At 64.2% G+C, this 15,935-nt stretch carries 17 protein-coding genes; 10 read left to right on the top strand and 7 right to left on the bottom strand.

The window, feature by feature from the left end; genetic code table 11:
* Window positions 1-165: 165 nt before the first annotated feature.
* On the bottom strand, window positions 166-1,365 hold the full coding sequence (gene tyrS / locus EWH21_RS21590) for a tyrosine--tRNA ligase (protein ID WP_277699284.1): 1,200 nt from the start codon (window positions 1,363-1,365) through the stop codon (window positions 166-168).
* 181 nt (window positions 1,366-1,546) lie between these two features.
* On the opposite strand from tyrS, the gene EWH21_RS21595 reads away from it, so the two are divergent.
* The gene (locus EWH21_RS21595) at window positions 1,547-2,974 is read left to right on the top strand and encodes a peptidoglycan DD-metalloendopeptidase family protein (RefSeq protein WP_277699285.1); all 1,428 of its coding nucleotides are present in this window, start codon (window positions 1,547-1,549) and stop codon (window positions 2,972-2,974) included.
* A 3-nt stretch (window positions 2,975-2,977) separates the two neighbouring features.
* Window positions 2,978-4,069, top strand: coding sequence for an anhydro-N-acetylmuramic acid kinase (locus tag EWH21_RS21600; RefSeq protein ID WP_277699286.1), 1,092 nt, complete (start codon window positions 2,978-2,980; stop codon window positions 4,067-4,069).
* A 48-nt stretch (window positions 4,070-4,117) separates the two neighbouring features.
* Here EWH21_RS21600 and erpA read toward each other — a convergent pair whose 3' ends face one another.
* The 4 genes from erpA to argC form a co-directional block, all read right to left on the bottom strand.
* The gene (erpA, locus tag EWH21_RS21605; protein ID WP_004373465.1) at window positions 4,118-4,468 is read right to left on the bottom strand and encodes an iron-sulfur cluster insertion protein ErpA; all 351 of its coding nucleotides are present in this window, start codon (window positions 4,466-4,468) and stop codon (window positions 4,118-4,120) included.
* Between the two features lie 72 nt (window positions 4,469-4,540).
* On the bottom strand, window positions 4,541-4,951 hold the full coding sequence (locus EWH21_RS21610; protein WP_037054952.1) for a polymer-forming cytoskeletal protein: 411 nt from the start codon (window positions 4,949-4,951) through the stop codon (window positions 4,541-4,543).
* The gene (locus EWH21_RS21615; protein ID WP_277699287.1) at window positions 4,941-5,684 is read right to left on the bottom strand and encodes a DUF6776 family protein; all 744 of its coding nucleotides are present in this window, start codon (window positions 5,682-5,684) and stop codon (window positions 4,941-4,943) included. The genes EWH21_RS21610 and EWH21_RS21615 overlap by 11 nt, the downstream gene beginning before the upstream one ends.
* On the bottom strand, window positions 5,681-6,715 hold the full coding sequence (gene argC / locus EWH21_RS21620) for an N-acetyl-gamma-glutamyl-phosphate reductase (protein ID WP_277699288.1): 1,035 nt from the start codon (window positions 6,713-6,715) through the stop codon (window positions 5,681-5,683). Before argC ends, EWH21_RS21615 begins: the two co-directional genes overlap by 4 nt.
* 133 nt (window positions 6,716-6,848) lie before the next feature.
* Here argC and hemJ point away from each other — a divergent pair, with 133 nt between their 5' ends.
* The 5 genes from hemJ (at window position 6,849) to EWH21_RS21645 (ending at window position 11,367) form a co-directional block, all read left to right on the top strand.
* Entirely contained in the window at window positions 6,849-7,277 is a 429-nt protein-coding gene (gene hemJ / locus EWH21_RS21625; RefSeq protein WP_047586843.1) for a protoporphyrinogen oxidase HemJ, read from the top strand.
* A 10-nt stretch (window positions 7,278-7,287) separates the two neighbouring features.
* Window positions 7,288-8,250 carry a nitronate monooxygenase family protein gene (locus EWH21_RS21630; RefSeq protein ID WP_037054960.1) on the top strand — a complete coding sequence of 321 codons (963 nt, stop codon included), beginning with the start codon at window positions 7,288-7,290 and terminating at the stop codon, window positions 8,248-8,250.
* Window positions 8,247-9,509 (top strand): alanine racemase, encoded by a 1,263-nt coding sequence (locus tag EWH21_RS21635; RefSeq protein ID WP_277699289.1) that lies wholly within the window; start codon window positions 8,247-8,249, stop codon window positions 9,507-9,509. Before EWH21_RS21630 ends, EWH21_RS21635 begins: the two co-directional genes overlap by 4 nt.
* A gap of 98 nt (window positions 9,510-9,607) precedes the next feature.
* Window positions 9,608-10,543, top strand: a complete 936-nt coding sequence (locus EWH21_RS21640; RefSeq protein WP_152489714.1) for a DUF805 domain-containing protein — start codon at window positions 9,608-9,610, stop codon at window positions 10,541-10,543.
* Between the two features lie 35 nt (window positions 10,544-10,578).
* Window positions 10,579-11,367 (top strand): SDR family oxidoreductase, encoded by a 789-nt coding sequence (locus tag EWH21_RS21645; RefSeq protein WP_277699290.1) that lies wholly within the window; start codon window positions 10,579-10,581, stop codon window positions 11,365-11,367.
* A gap of 21 nt (window positions 11,368-11,388) precedes the next feature.
* Here EWH21_RS21645 and EWH21_RS21650 read toward each other — a convergent pair whose 3' ends face one another.
* A complete protein-coding gene (locus EWH21_RS21650) occupies window positions 11,389-12,870 on the bottom strand; it encodes an AAA family ATPase (RefSeq protein ID WP_037054968.1) in 1,482 nt (493 codons plus the stop codon).
* A gap of 123 nt (window positions 12,871-12,993) precedes the next feature.
* Here EWH21_RS21650 and EWH21_RS21655 point away from each other — a divergent pair, with 123 nt between their 5' ends.
* Together EWH21_RS21655 and coq7 are read left to right on the top strand one after the other, a co-directional pair.
* Complete coding sequence (locus EWH21_RS21655) at window positions 12,994-13,827, top strand: formylglycine-generating enzyme family protein (RefSeq protein WP_277699291.1); 834 nt, start codon at window positions 12,994-12,996, stop codon at window positions 13,825-13,827.
* A gap of 61 nt (window positions 13,828-13,888) precedes the next feature.
* Window positions 13,889-14,536 (top strand): 2-polyprenyl-3-methyl-6-methoxy-1,4-benzoquinone monooxygenase, encoded by a 648-nt coding sequence (gene coq7 / locus EWH21_RS21660; RefSeq protein WP_037054971.1) that lies wholly within the window; start codon window positions 13,889-13,891, stop codon window positions 14,534-14,536.
* A gap of 49 nt (window positions 14,537-14,585) precedes the next feature.
* Here coq7 and EWH21_RS21665 read toward each other — a convergent pair whose 3' ends face one another.
* Entirely contained in the window at window positions 14,586-15,008 is a 423-nt protein-coding gene (locus EWH21_RS21665; RefSeq protein ID WP_037054973.1) for an OsmC family protein, read from the bottom strand.
* Window positions 15,009-15,243: 235 nt separating this feature from the next.
* Here EWH21_RS21665 and crp point away from each other — a divergent pair, with 235 nt between their 5' ends.
* The gene (gene crp, locus EWH21_RS21670) at window positions 15,244-15,888 is read left to right on the top strand and encodes a cAMP-activated global transcriptional regulator CRP (protein WP_037054974.1); all 645 of its coding nucleotides are present in this window, start codon (window positions 15,244-15,246) and stop codon (window positions 15,886-15,888) included.
* The last annotated feature ends 47 nt before the right edge of the window (window positions 15,889-15,935 follow it).

Here is a 15,935-nt window from a genome sequence, read left to right on the forward strand (position 1 = left end):
CCACCCTGTCGACCGGCGCGCATTCTACACGCCCGACCCAGCTTTGCAACCCCTCTTTTAAACTTAACTTATTGATTAACAAGAAGTTTTCGAAGAGCTTCATCGCTGAAGTGGCGCGCATTCTACAACCCACAGAACGCGCGTCAAGCTTAAATTGCAATTTTATTACTCGGCCTTGAGCACGACCCGCGCAAAGGCTTTCTTGCCCGCCTGGCAGACATGGGCCTCGCCCACCTTGAACAGGAAGGAACGATCGACCACCTCGCCATCGACCCGCACACCGCCGGAGCCCAGCAGATCACGCGCTACCGCAGCGTTCTTCACCAGACCTGCCTTATTAAGGACGGACGAGATCGGCATATCTTCAGCCGAAACCAGCTCGACCTCGGGCAGGTCGTCCGGCAGCTCGCCATCCTTCATGCGGTTACCGGCCGAGCGATGCGCATTGGCAGCTGCCTCTTCACCATGGAAACGCGCAACCAGTTCCTCGGCCAGCTTGATCTTGATGTCACGCGGGTTGGCACCCTGCTCGACATCGCGCCTGAACTGCTCGATCTCCTCCATGGAGCGGAAGCTGAGCAGCTCGAAGTAGCGCCACATCAATGCATCCGGCATGGACACCAGCTTGTTGTACATCACGCCAGGCACTTCCTGGATACCCACGTAGTTACCCAGAGACTTGGACATCTTCTTCACGCCATCGAGCCCTTCGAGCAGAGGCATGGTGACGATGCACTGCGACTCCTGACCGTAGGCACGCTGCAGCTCGCGCCCCATCAGCAGGTTGAACTTCTGGTCGGTACCGCCAAGCTCCACATCGGCCTTGAGCGCAACGGAGTCGTAGCCCTGCACCAGCGGGTAGAGGAACTCGTGGATGGCAATCGGCTGGTTGCTGCTGTAGCGCTTGTCGAAGTCATCGCGCTCGAGCATCCGCGCCACGGTGTACTGCGACGCCAGGCGAATGAAGTCGGCCGGCGTGAGCTGATCCATCCAGGTGGAGTTGAACGCCACCTCGGTCTTGGCCGGATCGAGGATCTTGAACACCTGCTGCTTGTAGGTCTCGGCGTTGTCCAGTACCTGCTCGCGGGTCAGCGGCGGACGGGTAGCGCTCTTGCCGCTGGGATCACCAATCATTCCGGTAAAGTCACCGATCAGGAAAATCACCTGATGTCCCAGCTCCTGGAACTGACGCAGCTTATTAATAAGCACGGTATGACCGAGGTGCAGGTCCGGCGCGGTAGGATCGAAACCCGCCTTGATCCGCAGCGGCTGACCACGCTTGAGCTTTTCGACCAGCTCCGCTTCAACCAGAACCTCTTCCGCACCGCGCTTGATCAGCGCCAGCTGCTCTTCGACCGACTTCATGACAGAACCCGCAACCACTGGAAATTGAAAGGGAACCAACCATACAAGATCGCAAACTAATTACAAGTTTTGCCCATGGTTGGCCCGGCGGTCGCAGACAGGGCATGTCAAGGGTTGCCCCGAGCCGATTTTGGTTATATTTTATACAGTTAATGCACATTCCAAGAAAACGCCTCACGCCATGACGCAAAATATCCCTAAAGCCCCGCCCTACCCAAAGAGCCATATCCTGGCTGCGAGTGGTGTAGCTGCGCTGCTGAGCCTGGCTCTGCTGGTGTTTCCTTCGCGTGAAGTCGAAGCGCAGAAGACCTTTCTCGATCTGGACCTCGGCAGCGAAGCCGAGCTGGTGCTGCAGGAAAAGGACGACCTCCGAGCGGGACAGCCAGCCTCTGGCGCTGCCTCGCCGTTCGCCACGATCGGACCGAGCGCAGATAGCGCCGAAAACAGCGTCGGAGATGGCGCTGATGAAAAGAATCCAGCAACAGCCGACACCACTCCTTCCGATCCCAACCAGCACAGCGTCACCGTCAGCAACGGCGATACGCTGTCCACGGTCTTTGCCAAGGTCGGGCTGAACGCGAACGACCTGCACGAGGCGCTCAACAGCAGCAAGGAAGCCAAGCAGTTCAGCCGCCTCAAGGTCGGCCAGGTACTCGACTTCCAGCTGGGTGACGACGGCAAGCTGAAAAGCCTGCAGAGCAAGCTCAGTGAACTGGAAACCATTCGCCTGAGCCGTGACGCCGATGGCTTCGATTTCCAGCGTGACCAGGTCAAGCCGGAAGTCGTGACGGCCTACAGCCATGGCGTGATCAACAGCTCGCTGTTCCTCTCGGCCAAGCGTGCCGGTCTGTCTCATGGCTTGACCATGGACCTGGCCAACGTCTTCGGTTACGACATCGACTTCGCCATGGATATTCGCGAAGGCGACGAGTTCGAGGTGATCTACGAGGAGAAGGTGGTCAACGGCAAGCGCGTCGGCACCGGCGACATCCTGTCCGCACGCTTCACCAACCGCGGCAAGACCTACACCGCTGTGCGCTACACCAACAAGCAGGGCGCGACCAGCTACTACAGCGCCAACGGCGAAAGCATGCGCAAGGCCTTCATCCGCACGCCGGTGGACTTTGCCCGCATCAGCTCGCGCTTCTCCACCGGACGCAAGCACCCGATCCTGAACAAGATTCGCGCGCACAAGGGTGTCGACTACGCGGCGCCACGCGGCACACCGATCAAGGCGGCCGGCGACGGCAAGATCGCCCTGGCCGGTCGTAACGGCGGATATGGCAATACGGTGATCATCCAGCACGGACAGCGCTACCGGACGCTCTATGCGCATATGCAGGGCTTCGCCAAGGGCATTCGCAACGGCGTCAACGTCAAGCAAGGACAGATCATCGGCTATATCGGCACCACCGGCCTGTCGACCGGCCCGCACCTGCACTACGAGTTCCAGGTCAATGGTGTGCACGTCGACCCGCTGAGCCAGAAGCTGCCAATGGCCGACCCGATTGCTGCGAGCGAGAAGCAACGCTTCATGCAACTGAGCAAGCCGCTGATGGCACGCATGGATCAGGAAAAGGCCACCATGCTGGCCAGCAACAAGCAGTAATCCATGTCTCTTTATATAGGTGTGATGTCCGGTACCAGTCTGGACGGCCTGGACATCGCACTGATCGAGCAACACCACTCCCCCCGCCTGCTCGCGACCCTCTACCGGCCAATGCCCGAGACGCTGCGCAGCGATCTGCTGGCACTCTGCGCACCTGGCGAAAATGAGCTGGCTCGCGCAGCCATTGCCGAACAACGCTGGGTCGAGATTGCCGCACAGGGCATCGACGAGCTGCTGAAACAGCAGAACCTGACCGCACAACAGATTCGCGCCATTGGCAGCCATGGCCAGACCGTGCGCCATGAACCTGCCCGTGGTTTCACCATCCAGATCGGCAACCCCGCGCTACTCGCCGAGCTGACCGGCATCTGCGTGGTCGCGGACTTCCGCCGCCGCGACGTTGCGGCGGGTGGCCAGGGCGCGCCCTTGGTGCCTGCCTTCCATCAGAGCCTGTTTGCTGATGGCGAGCATCAGGTGGCCGTGCTGAACGTCGGCGGTTTCAGCAATCTCAGCCTGCTGGATCCGAATGGGGAGGTGCTGGGCTTCGACAGCGGCCCTGGAAACGTCCTGCTCGATGCCTGGATTCATCACTGCCAGGGGCTCAACTATGACCGCGACGGTGCCTGGGCTGCCACTGGCACCGTGCACCCCGGCCTGCTGAGCCGACTGCTGAGCGATCCGTTCTTCGCGACGGCCGGCCCCAAGAGTACCGGCCGCGAACTGTTCAACCTCGACTGGCTGCTCGGCCACCTGCAGGCCTTGCCTGCGATAGCGGGCGAGGATGTTCAGGCGACGCTGGTCGAACTCACTGCCCGCAGCATCACCAGTGCCTTGCGCACTGCGCAGGCCCATACCGATGTCCTGCTGGTATGCGGCGGCGGCGCGCACAACACCTGTCTCATGCAGCGCCTGAGCGCGCTGATGCAAGGAGCCGACGTGCGGAGCACGGCTGCGCAGGGTATCGACCCGGACTGGGTCGAGGCCATGGCCTTCGCCTGGCTCGCCCACTGCGCCCTGGAGGGGATTCCGGGTAACCGGCCGAGCGTTACCGGAGCCGCAGGGCTGCGCATCCTCGGCGCGATCTATCCCGCCTGAACGAAAACGCCGCGCATCGAGCGCGGCGTTTTTCATCTGCCAAGGTGCTTAGATCGAGAAGGACGAACCACAGCCACAGGTCGTGGTGGCATTGGGGTTCTTGATCACGAAGCGCGAACCCTCGAGCCCTTCCTGGTAATCGACCTCGGAGCCGACCAGATACTGGAAGCTCATGGCATCGACCACCAGGCTGACACCCTCGCGTTCGACAATGGTGTCATCCTCGGCGACGTCTTCATCGAAGGTGAAGCCGTACTGAAAGCCCGAGCAGCCACCGCCCGTGACGAACACGCGCAACTTCAGACGCGGATTGCCTTCTTCATCGACCAGGGTCTTCACCTTGCTGGCCGCACCCTGGGTGAAGTGCAAAGGGGCAGGGGTGAAGGTTTCGACGCTCATGCTGAACTCCCGGCGCCATGCGCCATACTGCGTTGGGCATGCATTATCCGCTTGCCCTACAAAATCGGTCAACTATTGCTCGGCATCTACCAAGGCTGGCAGCTCAAGCGGCTTGTCGCCGTCCTTGAGATGGTGAAGGCGACCTTCGATCTGCGCCCCCATGGCCATTTCCATCAGGGCATAGTGCAGATTGCCGCGCACACGCGAACGCGCACCCAGTTCAAGATGGCCGCTGGCGAACACGTCGCCGATCACTTCGCCGTCGATGACGATATGGGGGGCCCGCACCTCTCCTTCAACCAGCCCACCCACACTGACACGAACCAGCCCTTCGGTGGCCAGCAGGTTTCCGGTGACCTTGCCGTCCACCTGCACCGCGCCCTGAAAGCGCATGTCGCCCACCAGCTCGGCACCGGCAGCGATCAGGCTGGTCTTGCCGCTGAAACGCTGCAGGTCGGGTTTGGCCTTGTCTTTACTCCACATGGGGGGTCATAACTCCTGATTTGATCCATTCGAACGTACGGTTCAGCGGCTTGTCGCCTTCGACTTCCGCCTGAACCTTGACCTGAAGCGGCTCGAAGCCTTCAGGCAGCTGCAATTCACCGAAGCGGCCAGCCTCGGGAAAGGACTGGAAATGCTTGAAGGAAAATGGGATGGGGTTTTCACTCACGTCATCGGACAACGTCGACAGCGCCAGAGAGGCGGTTTTACCCCCCTGCCGACCTTCGACGGTGACACGCATCTTCCCCTGCAGCGCCTCGTCACTGGCACCGACTCGGCTCATCAGCAATTTGTAGCGGAAACGCCGAGGTGCGTCCGTGGCTTGCAGCTCAAACGTGCGAATGCGCAGGCCTTCGCGGCGACTGGCAGGCGCCAGCACGCCCTTGTAGAAGGCCAGGTCCTGCTGCTGCTTGAAGATCTGCTCCTCGAGCAGCTTGATGGTCAGGCGGTTCTGCTCGATCGCCTGCTGACTCACCTTGTCGCTGCTGCCCACCACCGCCAGGCGTTGGCGCAGCAGCTCCAGTTCCTGGTCCTGCTCGGCCAGGCGCGTCAGCAGCGCCTGCGTTTGCTCCGGGCTCTGCTGCGGCGCAGCCTGCGGCCAGTACCAGCCCAGGGCGAATGCCGCTGGCAGCGCGAGCACCAGCAGCAACAGCGACCAGCGACGTCGACGATCACGGCGCGGATCGCTGAGGCGAACTTCCCAACCCGCTGTCACGGCAACAGAGCCGCGTGCGACAGGCCGAGTCGCTCGTCGAGGCCGAAGAGGATGTTCATGTTCTGCACTGCCTGGCCGGAAGCCCCCTTGACCAGGTTGTCGATGACCGACAGCACCACCACCAGGTCACCGCCCTGAGGCCGATGCACCGCGATCCGGCAGACATTGCCGCCGCGCACGCTGCGGGTTTCCGGGTGGCTGCCGGCTGGCATCACATCGACGAACGGCTCGCCCGCATAGCGCTTCTCGAACAGTGCCTGCAGATCCACCGAGGTATCGGCCACGCGCGCATACAGGGTGGCGTGAATGCCACGGATCATCGGTGTCAGGTGCGGGACGAAAGTCAGGCCGACGTCGCTGCCCGCAGCCAGGCGCAGCCCCTGGCGGATTTCCGGCAGGTGGCGATGGCCTTTGACCGAGTAGGCTTTCATGCTTTCGCCGGCCTCGCAGAACAGCGAGCCGACGCTGGCGCCACGCCCGGCGCCGCTGACACCACTCTTGCAGTCGGCAATCAGACTGCCGGTGTCTGCCAGCCCGGCCTCCAGCAACGGGATCAGGCCAAGCTGGGTCGCCGTCGGGTAGCAACCCGGCACGGCGATCAGACGCGCCGCCTTGATCGCCTCACGGTTGACCTCGGGCAAGCCATACACCGCCTCGCTCAGCAGCTCCGGCGCGCCGTGCGGCTGGCCGTACCACTTGGCCCACTCCTCGGCATCCTGCAGACGGAAGTCGGCGGACAGGTCGATCACTCGCGTGCCGGCAGCCAGCAGTTCTCCGGCCAGGGCATGGGCCACACCGTGAGGCGTGGCGAAGAACACCACATCGCAGGCGCCCAGGGTGGCGACGTCCGGCACGCTGAATGCCAGGTCCGGGTAGTGGCCGCGCAGGTTGGGGTACATCTCGTCGACACGCAGGCCGGCTTCGGAACGGGAAGTGATGACGGTCACTTCAGCCTGCGGGTGTTGCGCCAGCAGACGCAGCAGTTCAACACCGGTGTAACCCGTGCCGCCGACGATACCGACCTTGATCATCACATGCCCCTTCACAAAAGCCATTGGAAAGTTGCCGATGATAAAGCCGCATCGGCCAAGCTCCAACCGCAGAGGTGACGTAAAGCGTTGCCTGCCTCTACTATCGGGGCAATTTTCAGCATGAGACACGCAAATGCTCTATCTCTGGCTCAAGGCCCTGCACATCATTGCCGTGGTCTGCTGGTTCGCCGGCCTGTTCTATCTGCCGCGCCTGTTCGTCTATCACGCGATGAGCGACGACAGCGCCAGCCATGAACGTTTCTGCGTGATGGAGCGCAAGCTCTACCGCGGCATCATGCTGCCGTCGATGATCGCGACACTGGGCCTGGGCATCTGGCTGCTGAGCCTCAACCCTTCCTACTATTTCTCCCAGGGCTGGATGCACGCCAAGCTGACACTGGTGGTCGCCCTGGTCATCTATCACCACCTGTGCGGCGCTCAGCTGAAGCGCTTCGCGCGGGGTGAGAACAGCCGCAGCCATGTGTTCTATCGCTGGTTCAACGAAGCGCCGGTGCTGGCTCTGCTGGGCATCGTCATTCTGGTCGTCGTCCGCCCCTTCTGAGGAAACCACCATGTCTCTGCCTACTCTGCTCGAGCAACGCCTGCGTCTGCCCCTGGTAGCCGCTCCGATGTTTCTGGTATCCAACCCGGCACTGGTCAGCGCCTGCTGCAACAGCGGTATCGTCGGCAGCTTTCCGGCGCTCAACCAGCGTGAAAGCAGCGGTTTCTCCGCCTGGCTCGACGAGATTAGCGCCAGCCTGCAGCCCGACGCCGCGCCCTTCGCCGTCAACCTGATCGTGCACCAGAGCAACCCGCGACTGCAGGCCGACCTGGCCATCTGCGTCGAGCGCCGCGTACCGATCGTCATCACCAGCCTGGGCGCGGTGAAGGAAGTGGTCGACGCCGTGCATGGCTATGGCGGCCTGGTATTCCATGACGTGACCACCCGCCGTCACGCCGAGAAGGCCGCAGAGGCCGGTGTCGACGGGCTGATCGCGGTGGCTGCGGGCGCTGGTGGCCATGCGGGCACCTGGAGCCCCTTCGCGCTGCTGGCCGAGATCCGTCAATTCTTCGACAAGACCGTGCTGCTGTCCGGCTGCCTCAACCACGGCCATGAGATTCTCGCCGCCCAGTTGCTGGGCGCGGACCTGGCCTACATGGGCACACGCTTCATCGCCACCACGCAGAACGACGCCCCCGCCGCCTACCGGGATATGATCCTCGGCGCCCGCGCCGCCGACATCATCCACACGCCCGCCGTCTCCGGCGTGCCGGCCAGCTTCATGCGCCAGAGCCTGGAACAGGCGGGTTACGACCTGAATCAGTTGCAAAACAAGGCCAGCATCAACTACGGCGAGAAACTCAAGCCGATGGATGACGAGGCCAAGGCGTGGAAAACCGTATGGTCGGCCGGCCAGGGGGTTGGCGCCATCGATGACCTGCCATCGGTACAGGAGCTGGTGGCACGACTCGACGGCGAGTACCGCGCGGCAGTGGCCCGCAGCCAGCAACTGGGGCAACGCTGGCCACGATGAAACGCCGTCACCTGCTCGGCCTGGGAGCGCTGGGCCTGCTCGGCGGCTGGGCGCTGCGCCCGCATGACCGGGGGCAGGTGCATGACGCCTATTTCGCCGCGCTCAATCGGCAGCTGCAACAGGATGGCGATGGCCTGCCCACCCTGTTGCTCGACCTCGACCGGCTGGACGCCAACGCCGACCTGCTCGCCGCGCGCCTGCCGGAGCGCCTCGCGTTGCGCCTGGTGACCAAGTCGCTGGCCAGCAGTGGCCTGCTGGAGTACCTGGCCAAACGCCTGCAGACCCAGCGTTTCATGGTCTTTCAGCAACCTCAGCTGAATCGTCTGGCCAGGAGTTTCCCCCAGGCCGACCTGCTGCTGGGCAAGCCGCTGCCCGTCGAGGCAGCACTGAACTTCCACCGCCAGTTGCCACAGCACCTGACTTTCGACGCGGCGCGCCAGGTGACCTGGCTGATCGACAGCGAACAGCGCCTGGTGCAGTACGCCGAGCTGGCCAAGGCGCTGCACCAGCCGTTGCACATCGCGCTGGAAATCGATGTCGGCCTGCAGCGTGGCGGCTTCGCCAGCCCGCAGGCACTGAACCAGGCCGTGCAGCAACTCACCCGCTACCCGCTGCTGCGGTGCCGCGGCCTGATGGGCTACGACGCCCATGTCGCCCACAGCCCGCCCTGGATGCGCCAGCAGCAAGCCTTCGCCGACAGCGATGCGCGCTATCGCGCGTTCATCGACAGCGTACGCTCGCTCGACAAGCTGTGGCCGGCGCAGCCCCTGCTCAACGGCGGCGGCAGCCTGACCTACCCCCTCCACAACCAGCAGGCCAGCGTGCTCAATGAAGTCGCCGTCGGCTCCGCCCTGCTCAAGCCTGCGGACTTCGATACCGCGCTGCTACAGGCGCACCAGCCGGCCTTGTGGATCGCTGCGCCGGTACTCAAGGCGGTTGACGGAGCCCTGCCCTACCTGCAGCCGCTGCAGCCGGCGATCAGCGCCTGGAACCCGAACCGGCAGCGCGCCTACTACCTGTACGGTGGCCGTTGGCCAGCGCAACCCGTTTCGCCACAAGGCCTCGACTACGACCCCCTGTATGGCCGCAGCGCCAACCAGGAACGCCTGATCGGCAGCGCAGGCACGCAACTGGGCAGCGGGGACTGGGTGTTCCTGCGCCCCGCCGTCAGCGAGGGCCTGCTGCCCTACTTCAGCGAAATACGTCTACTACGCCGCGGCCAGCTGGTGGGCCGCTGGAGCACAATAGGCAACGCCTGAACATTGCCCATCGCTCGCAGCTCAGGCCGCTTGTATATTGGCCTCGCGTCGCTCTAGGCTTAGCCCACTTCTACCTTCCAGCAGACAAGGAAGCTCGCATGAACCAACCGCGCTACAAGATAGTGTTCGATGGCCAACTGATGCCGGAGACCACACTGGAAACGGTCAAGGACAATCTGGCCCGCCTGTTCAAGAGCGATGCAGCCCGCATCGACAGCCTGTTCAGCGGCACCCCGGTGGCACTCAAGCGCGACCTCGAGGAACACGAGGCGAACCAGTACCTCAACGCCCTGCAGAAGGCCGGCGCCAACGTGCGCAAGGAACTGGACCAGAGCGCCAGCCTGAGCCTGGTGCCCACCGAAGAAGAATCCGAGGCGGAGCCGGTGGATAGCGCCCGCATGAACTGCCCCAAGTGCGGGCATGAGCAGGCCAAGGCCAGCGAATGCTCTGCCTGCGGCATCATCATCGAGAAGTACCTCGCTCGCCAGGCCCAGCTGGCCGAAGCCGCCCCGGCGCAGGTCGCAGACGCCACTGGCGCCTCCCCTTATGCACCGCCGCAGGCCAATGTCGCGGAGGCACTGCCCGAGTATTCCGAACTCAAGGTATTCAGCGTCAACGGCCGTATCGGCCGCGTGCGCTACCTCGGCTGGACCATGGCCATGCTGCTCTGCTCCCTGCCGCTGATGGCGCTGTTCGCGGGCGCTTCGGCCATTTCCGGCACTCTTGGCGGGCTGCTGCTGGGTATCGCGGTCATTGCCATGATCGTTATCAGCGTGTTCATCGGCGTGCAGCGCCTGCATGACATGGGCTGGTCAGGCTGGCTCTGGCTGCTCAACTTCGTTCCCGTCGTCGGCAGCGTGTTTGCCCTGCTCATGCTGATCATTCCGGGTACTCAGGGCGTCAACCGCTACGGTCCGCCGCCACCGCCCAACAGCACCGGGGTCAAGGTCCTGGCCTGGCTGTTCCTGCTGGTACCGATCGCGGGCATCGTCGCGGCCATCGCCCTGCCTGCCTACCAGGGCTACCTCGGCTAGTGCCGGCCTACAGACGGGATCATTGACGCCCCATCATGCGCAGTTATGCATTGGTTACCGGCGCATCCAGCGGCATCGGCCTGGCCATGGCCGAAGCCCTGGCGCGTCGTGGGCGCAACCTGATCCTGGTGGCGCGCCGGCGTGAAGCCCTGGAAAGCATCGCCTGCGAGCTGGCACAGCGCTTCGGCGTCGAAGTGCTGTTCCGGCTCTGCGACCTGAGCGAGCCCCTGCAGCTGTCCGGGCTGCTGATCGAACTGGAACAGGGCCAGTGGCACATCGACCTGCTGGTGAACAACGCCGGCCTGGGCTGTGCTGGCCCGTTCCTCGAACAGGACTGGGGCCGCGAGCAGGAGCAGTTGGAAGTCAACGTCCTGGCCTTGACCCGCCTCTGCCATGCCCTCGGTCAGCGTATGGCCGAACAGGGCGGCGGACAGATTCTCAACGTGGCATCGGTCGCGGCATTCCAGCCGGGCCCTTGGATGAGCAGCTACTACGCCAGCAAGGCCTATGTCCTGCACTTTTCCGAAGGCCTGCGCGAGGAGTTGCGCGCGCGTGGCGTCCAGGTTTCCGTCCTGTGCCCCGGGCCGACGCACAGTGCATTCTTCCGCTCGGCGCAGATGGACGTCAGCCGCCTCGCCGGCAGCAGGCTGATGATGAGCGCCGAGGAAGTGGCGCTGCTCACCGTGCGCGCCCTGCAGAAAGACCGCGCCCTGATCATTCCCGGTTGGCGCAACCGCCTGCTGGCCATGAGCCCGCGCCTGGCGCCGCGCTGGCTGGTGCGCAAGATCAGCGCACGCCTGACCCGCCCCTTCACTGGCGCCTGAGCCGTTCGCGACAGCCCGACGTCAGCCCGCGTTGACCGTTCTGCCGTCCGCCCAGTCACGCAGCGCCGCCAGCCGCTCGGCCATCACCACCGACAGCGGCGCCGTGCCCTGCAGCACACGCACCACCAGCGCCTGGTCGACCGACTGCTGTTGCGCCTGACCGGCGTACAGCGCACTGACCACCGCCTGCTCGATCTCCGCGCCGGAGTAACCCTCGCTGGCCGCCGCCAGTTGTGCCAGGTCGAACCCGGCAGGATCCAGCTCGCGGCGCTGCAGGTGGATGCGGAAGATCTCGGCACGGACCTCGGCGCTCGGCAGGTCGACGAAAAACAGCTCGTCGAAACGCCCCTTGCGCACCAGCTCGGGCGGCAGGCGGTCGATGGCATTGGCCGTGGCCACGACGAACACCGGTGCCTTGCGCTCGGACATCCAGGTCAGCAGGGTGCCGAGCACCCGCTGGCTGACCCCGCCATCATGGTCACCACTGGCCAGGCCCTTCTCCACCTCGTCCATCCACAGCACACAGGGGGCCATCTGTTCAGCCAGGCGCAGCGCCTCACGCAGGTTGCGCTCGGTCTCGCCGAAGAACTTGTTGTACAGGCAGGCGAAGTCCAGGCGCAGCAACGGCAGCCCCCAGAGACCGGCCACCGCCTTGGCCGCGAGGCTCTTGCCGCCGCCCTGCACGCCGACCAGCATCACCCCCTTTGGCGCGTCGAGCTGCTTGCCCTCGAGGAAACCGGCCTGCCGCTCCGCCAGCCAGCGCTTGAGGTTGACCAGGCCACCGACTTCCGCGAAGCGTGCGGTGTCGTACTCGAAGCTGAGCACGCCTTCCAGATCGAGCAGTTGGAACTTGGTCTTGTTCAGCTCGGGGATATCTTCCTGAGTGATCGCCCCGTCGTCGCAGATCACGTTGCGTGCCAGCGCACGCGCCTCGGCATGGCTGAGGCCGCGCAGATTCTTGACCACCTGCTGCAGCGTGCGATTGTCGGTGCGCACCCGCGCCCCGCGGTTCCCTTCGCTCCAGCGCGTCGCCTCGTCACGCACGATGCCGAGCAGTTCGTCCTCGGAGGGCAGCGCCAGGCTGAAGCGCGCGGCATAACGCTGCACCTCGGCCGGCAGCTTGAGTGCGTGCGACACCAGTACCAGCGTCGGCTTGTGTGCCCCCTCGCTCATGGCGATCTCCTTGAGCAGGCGCACCAGGCGAGGGTTGTCATCGAGGAACGGGTGCAGATCGCACATCACGTACAGGTTGGGCTGCGGATCGACCTTGATCAGGCGCAACGCGGCATCCGGCTCCAGTGTGGGCGACTCGTCCACCGCCGCGCCACCGAAGCCGAGGCGCTGCAGGCCTTCGGTCACCGACCAGGTGTGCAAGCCCAGGCCGCGCTTGATCGCCAGCCCAGTCAGGGTCTCCAGAACGCGCAGCTCGTCCCAGGACTCGATGACGATCAGCTTGACCTTCGAGTCCAGCACCAGCCCCAGATCGTGAATATCGTTCTTCAACACCTGCTCCTTGTGAGGTTGGGTCTGCCCGGCGAGCAAGGTTAACATCCGCGATTTGGCAGAATCGGGAGCTCGCCGCATGGACCGTCTAAACACGCAGATCGTCGCCGCAGGCAACCTGCCATGCAAGTGCTGATCGCACGTGCTGTGACACGGCAGCTATCCCTCGGCCTCGCCGGCCTGGCGCTGCTGGCCCTGCCGGCGTTCGCCAGCGAGCCGATCAGCGACGCGCTCGCCAGCGGCGGCACGGGGCCCGAACTGGTGGTCATCCCCGCCGGGCAGTTCCAGCTGGGCGATGGCAGCGGCCGGGGCAACGACAACGAGCGCCCGCCACGAACCGTGACCTTCGCCGCGCCCTTCGCCATCGGCCGCTACGAGGTCACCTTCGCCGACTGGCAGCGCTATGCCGAAGCCGCCAACCTGCCCATGCCCGACAACGAGGGCTGGGGCCTCTCCGCACGGCGCCCGGTGATCCACGTGTCCTGGCGCGACGCGCATGCCTATACGCAATGGCTGTCGCGCCAGAGCGGCGCCCGCTACCGCCTGCCGACTGAGGCGGAATGGGAATATGCCGCGCGCGGCGGCAGCCCGAGCTACTACTGGTGGGGCGATGACCTGGACAGCAGCGAGCAGGCGCCGCGCGCCCACTGCCGTGGCTGCGCGACATCACGCCTGTTGCGCAACAAGACCGCCGCCGTGGGCCAGTTCCCCGCCAACGGCTTCGGCCTGAGCGACACGGCGGGCAATGTCTGGGAATGGACCGCATCGCGCTTCACCCAGCGCTTCGACGGCAGCGAAACGCAGAGTGCCGGCCTGCTCGACGACAGCCCGCGCGTGGTGCGCGGCGGTGCCTGGAACAGCGGCCCGAGCTACCTGCGCAGCAGCATGCGCGACCTCAAGCAGCCGCACCACCGCGACTATGCCCTGGGCTTTCGCGTCCTGCGCGAGTTGCCCTGACCCCGGACGCCCCGGCCACTTTGCAGTAGACTAGGCGCGTTGTTCCTTCTGGAGGTGCCCCATGGCCAGCGAACGCCAGTATTCCCCCGTCGATCGCCTGCTGCTGCAGGCCGATGCCGCCCTGCGCACCCTGCTGCCCTTCAGCGGCGCATCGGCTCGCCCCTCACCCGCCGTGGTGCAGAACGAGGCGGAGCTGAGCAGCGAGGAGTCGCGCCACGTCGCCGGCCTGATGCGCATCAACCACACCGGTGAAGTCTGCGCCCAGGCGCTGTATCAGGGACAGTCGCTGACGGCCAAGCTGCCGGAGGTGCGCAGCGCCATGGAGCACGCGGCCGATGAGGAAATCGACCACCTGGCCTGGTGCGAGCAGCGTATCCGCGAACTGGGTAGCCACCCGAGCGTGCTCAACCCGCTGTTCTACGGGCTGTCCTTCGGCGTGGGCGCCGTTGCCGGCCTGGTCAGCGACCGGGTCAGCCTGGGCTTCGTCGCCGCCACCGAGGATCAGGTCTGCAAGCACCTGGACGAACACCTGGAGCAGATTCCCGAACATGACGCCAAGTCGCGCGCCATTCTCGAGCAGATGCGCATCGACGAGCAGCAGCACGCCAACAGCGCGCTTGCAGCCGGCGGTGTACGCTTCCCGGCGCCGGTCAAGTTCGGCATGACCCTGCTATCGAAGGTCATGACCAAGAGCACCTACCGCATCTGAATGAACGAGGGCGCCCATGGGCGCCCTCGTCGTATCACGCGAAACCCGCTCAGCCCAGCTCGACGATTTCGTAGTCGTGGCTGATGTCGACACCGGCACGGCCCAGCATGATCGAAGCCGAGCAGTATTTCTCCGCCGACAGCTCCACGGCACGCTTGACCTGAGCCTCTTTCAAGCCACGCCCCTTGACCACGAAGTGCAGGTGAATCCTGGTGAACACCTTGGGTTCCTCGCCTGCACGCTCGGCATCGAGGAACACCTCGCAGCTCTCCACCGGCTGGCGCCCCTTGCGCAGGATGCTGACGACATCGAAGTTGCTGCAGCCACCCAGGCCGATCAGCAGCATCTCCATCGGACGGATGCCCAGGTTGCGACCTCCGGCCTCGGGCGGGCCGTCCATGACCACGGCATGGCCACTACCGGATTCCCCGAGAAACAGGGCTTCGCCGGCCCACTGCACGCGCGCTTTCATCTATCCAGGCTCCGTTGCTTTGCAAAGGCACGCAGGTTAGCACAGCCCCGCGACATCCTGATGCACGCGCCAAGCGTCAAAGTTCCACTAGGCTGTGTTAGGCAGGTCACAAAAAACACCCTTCATTTTGTGCGTCTGTTAAGCTGGCGCCGGATTGCTGGCACACTTGGCCGGATAACTAATAAGAAATTGCCTGTTGGACAAAGGCCTACTTTTCTATATTCGGGACTCGGGCATGGTCGCTATTACCCTTACACCAAAAATCAAACATCTCGACAAGTTGCTCGCGCACTGTCACCGCCGTCGCTACACCGCGAAAAGCACCATCATCTACGCAGGTGATCGTTGCGAAACCCTGTTCTTCATCGTCAAAGGTTCGGTCACCATCCTCATCGAGGACGACGACGGCCGCGAGATGATCATCGCCTACCTCAATGCCGGCGACTTCTTCGGTGAAATGGGCCTGTTCGAGAAAGAAGGCACGGAGAAGGAGCGCAGTGCCTGGGTACGCGCCAAGACCGAATGCGAGGTCGCGGAAATCAGCTACACCAAGTTCCGCGAACTGACCCAGCAAGACCCGGACATTCTCTTCGCCCTCGGCAGCCAGATGGCCGAACGCCTGCGCAACACCACGCGTAAGGTCGGCGACCTGGCCTTCCTCGACGTGACCGGCCGTGTCGCGCGCACCCTGCTCGACCTGTGCAAGCAGCCGGACGCCATGACCCACCCGGACGGCATGCAGATCAAGATCACCCGCCAGGAAATCGGCCGCATCGTCGGCTGCTCCCGCGAGATGGTCGGTCGCGTGCTCAAGTCCCTGGAGGAACAGGGGCTGGTGCACGTCAAGGGCAAGACCATGGTGGTGTTCGGCACTCGCTGACGCGCCACGCAATGAAAAAGCCGGCTCTGAGCCGGCTTTTTCATGCG

The organism is Pseudomonas sp. REST10 (assembly GCF_029542605.1).
Classification (GTDB): Bacteria; Pseudomonadota; Gammaproteobacteria; order Pseudomonadales; family Pseudomonadaceae; genus Aquipseudomonas; species Aquipseudomonas khazarica.

Bases quoted from the DNA above. Each gene is read 5' to 3' on its own strand.
- tyrS (WP_277699284.1), bottom strand. From the start codon at position 1,365: ATGAAGTCGGTCGAAGAGCAGCTGGCGCTGATCAAGCGCGGTGCGGAA.
- EWH21_RS21595 (WP_277699285.1), top strand. From the start codon at position 1,547: ATGACGCAAAATATCCCTAAAGCCCCGCCCTACCCAAAGAGCCATATC.
- EWH21_RS21600 (WP_277699286.1), top strand. From the start codon at position 2,978: ATGTCTCTTTATATAGGTGTGATGTCCGGTACCAGTCTGGACGGCCTG.
- erpA (WP_004373465.1), bottom strand. From the start codon at position 4,468: ATGAGCGTCGAAACCTTCACCCCTGCCCCTTTGCACTTCACCCAGGGT.
- EWH21_RS21610 (WP_037054952.1), bottom strand. From the start codon at position 4,951: ATGTGGAGTAAAGACAAGGCCAAACCCGACCTGCAGCGTTTCAGCGGC.
- argC (WP_277699288.1), bottom strand. From the start codon at position 6,715: ATGATCAAGGTCGGTATCGTCGGCGGCACGGGTTACACCGGTGTTGAA.
- hemJ (WP_047586843.1), top strand. From the start codon at position 6,849: ATGCTCTATCTCTGGCTCAAGGCCCTGCACATCATTGCCGTGGTCTGC.
- EWH21_RS21630 (WP_037054960.1), top strand. From the start codon at position 7,288: ATGTCTCTGCCTACTCTGCTCGAGCAACGCCTGCGTCTGCCCCTGGTA.
- EWH21_RS21635 (WP_277699289.1), top strand. From the start codon at position 8,247: ATGAAACGCCGTCACCTGCTCGGCCTGGGAGCGCTGGGCCTGCTCGGC.
- EWH21_RS21640 (WP_152489714.1), top strand. From the start codon at position 9,608: ATGAACCAACCGCGCTACAAGATAGTGTTCGATGGCCAACTGATGCCG.
- EWH21_RS21645 (WP_277699290.1), top strand. From the start codon at position 10,579: ATGCGCAGTTATGCATTGGTTACCGGCGCATCCAGCGGCATCGGCCTG.
- EWH21_RS21655 (WP_277699291.1), top strand. From the start codon at position 12,994: ATGCAAGTGCTGATCGCACGTGCTGTGACACGGCAGCTATCCCTCGGC.
- coq7 (WP_037054971.1), top strand. From the start codon at position 13,889: ATGGCCAGCGAACGCCAGTATTCCCCCGTCGATCGCCTGCTGCTGCAG.
- EWH21_RS21665 (WP_037054973.1), bottom strand. From the start codon at position 15,008: ATGAAAGCGCGCGTGCAGTGGGCCGGCGAAGCCCTGTTTCTCGGGGAA.
- crp (WP_037054974.1), top strand. From the start codon at position 15,244: ATGGTCGCTATTACCCTTACACCAAAAATCAAACATCTCGACAAGTTG.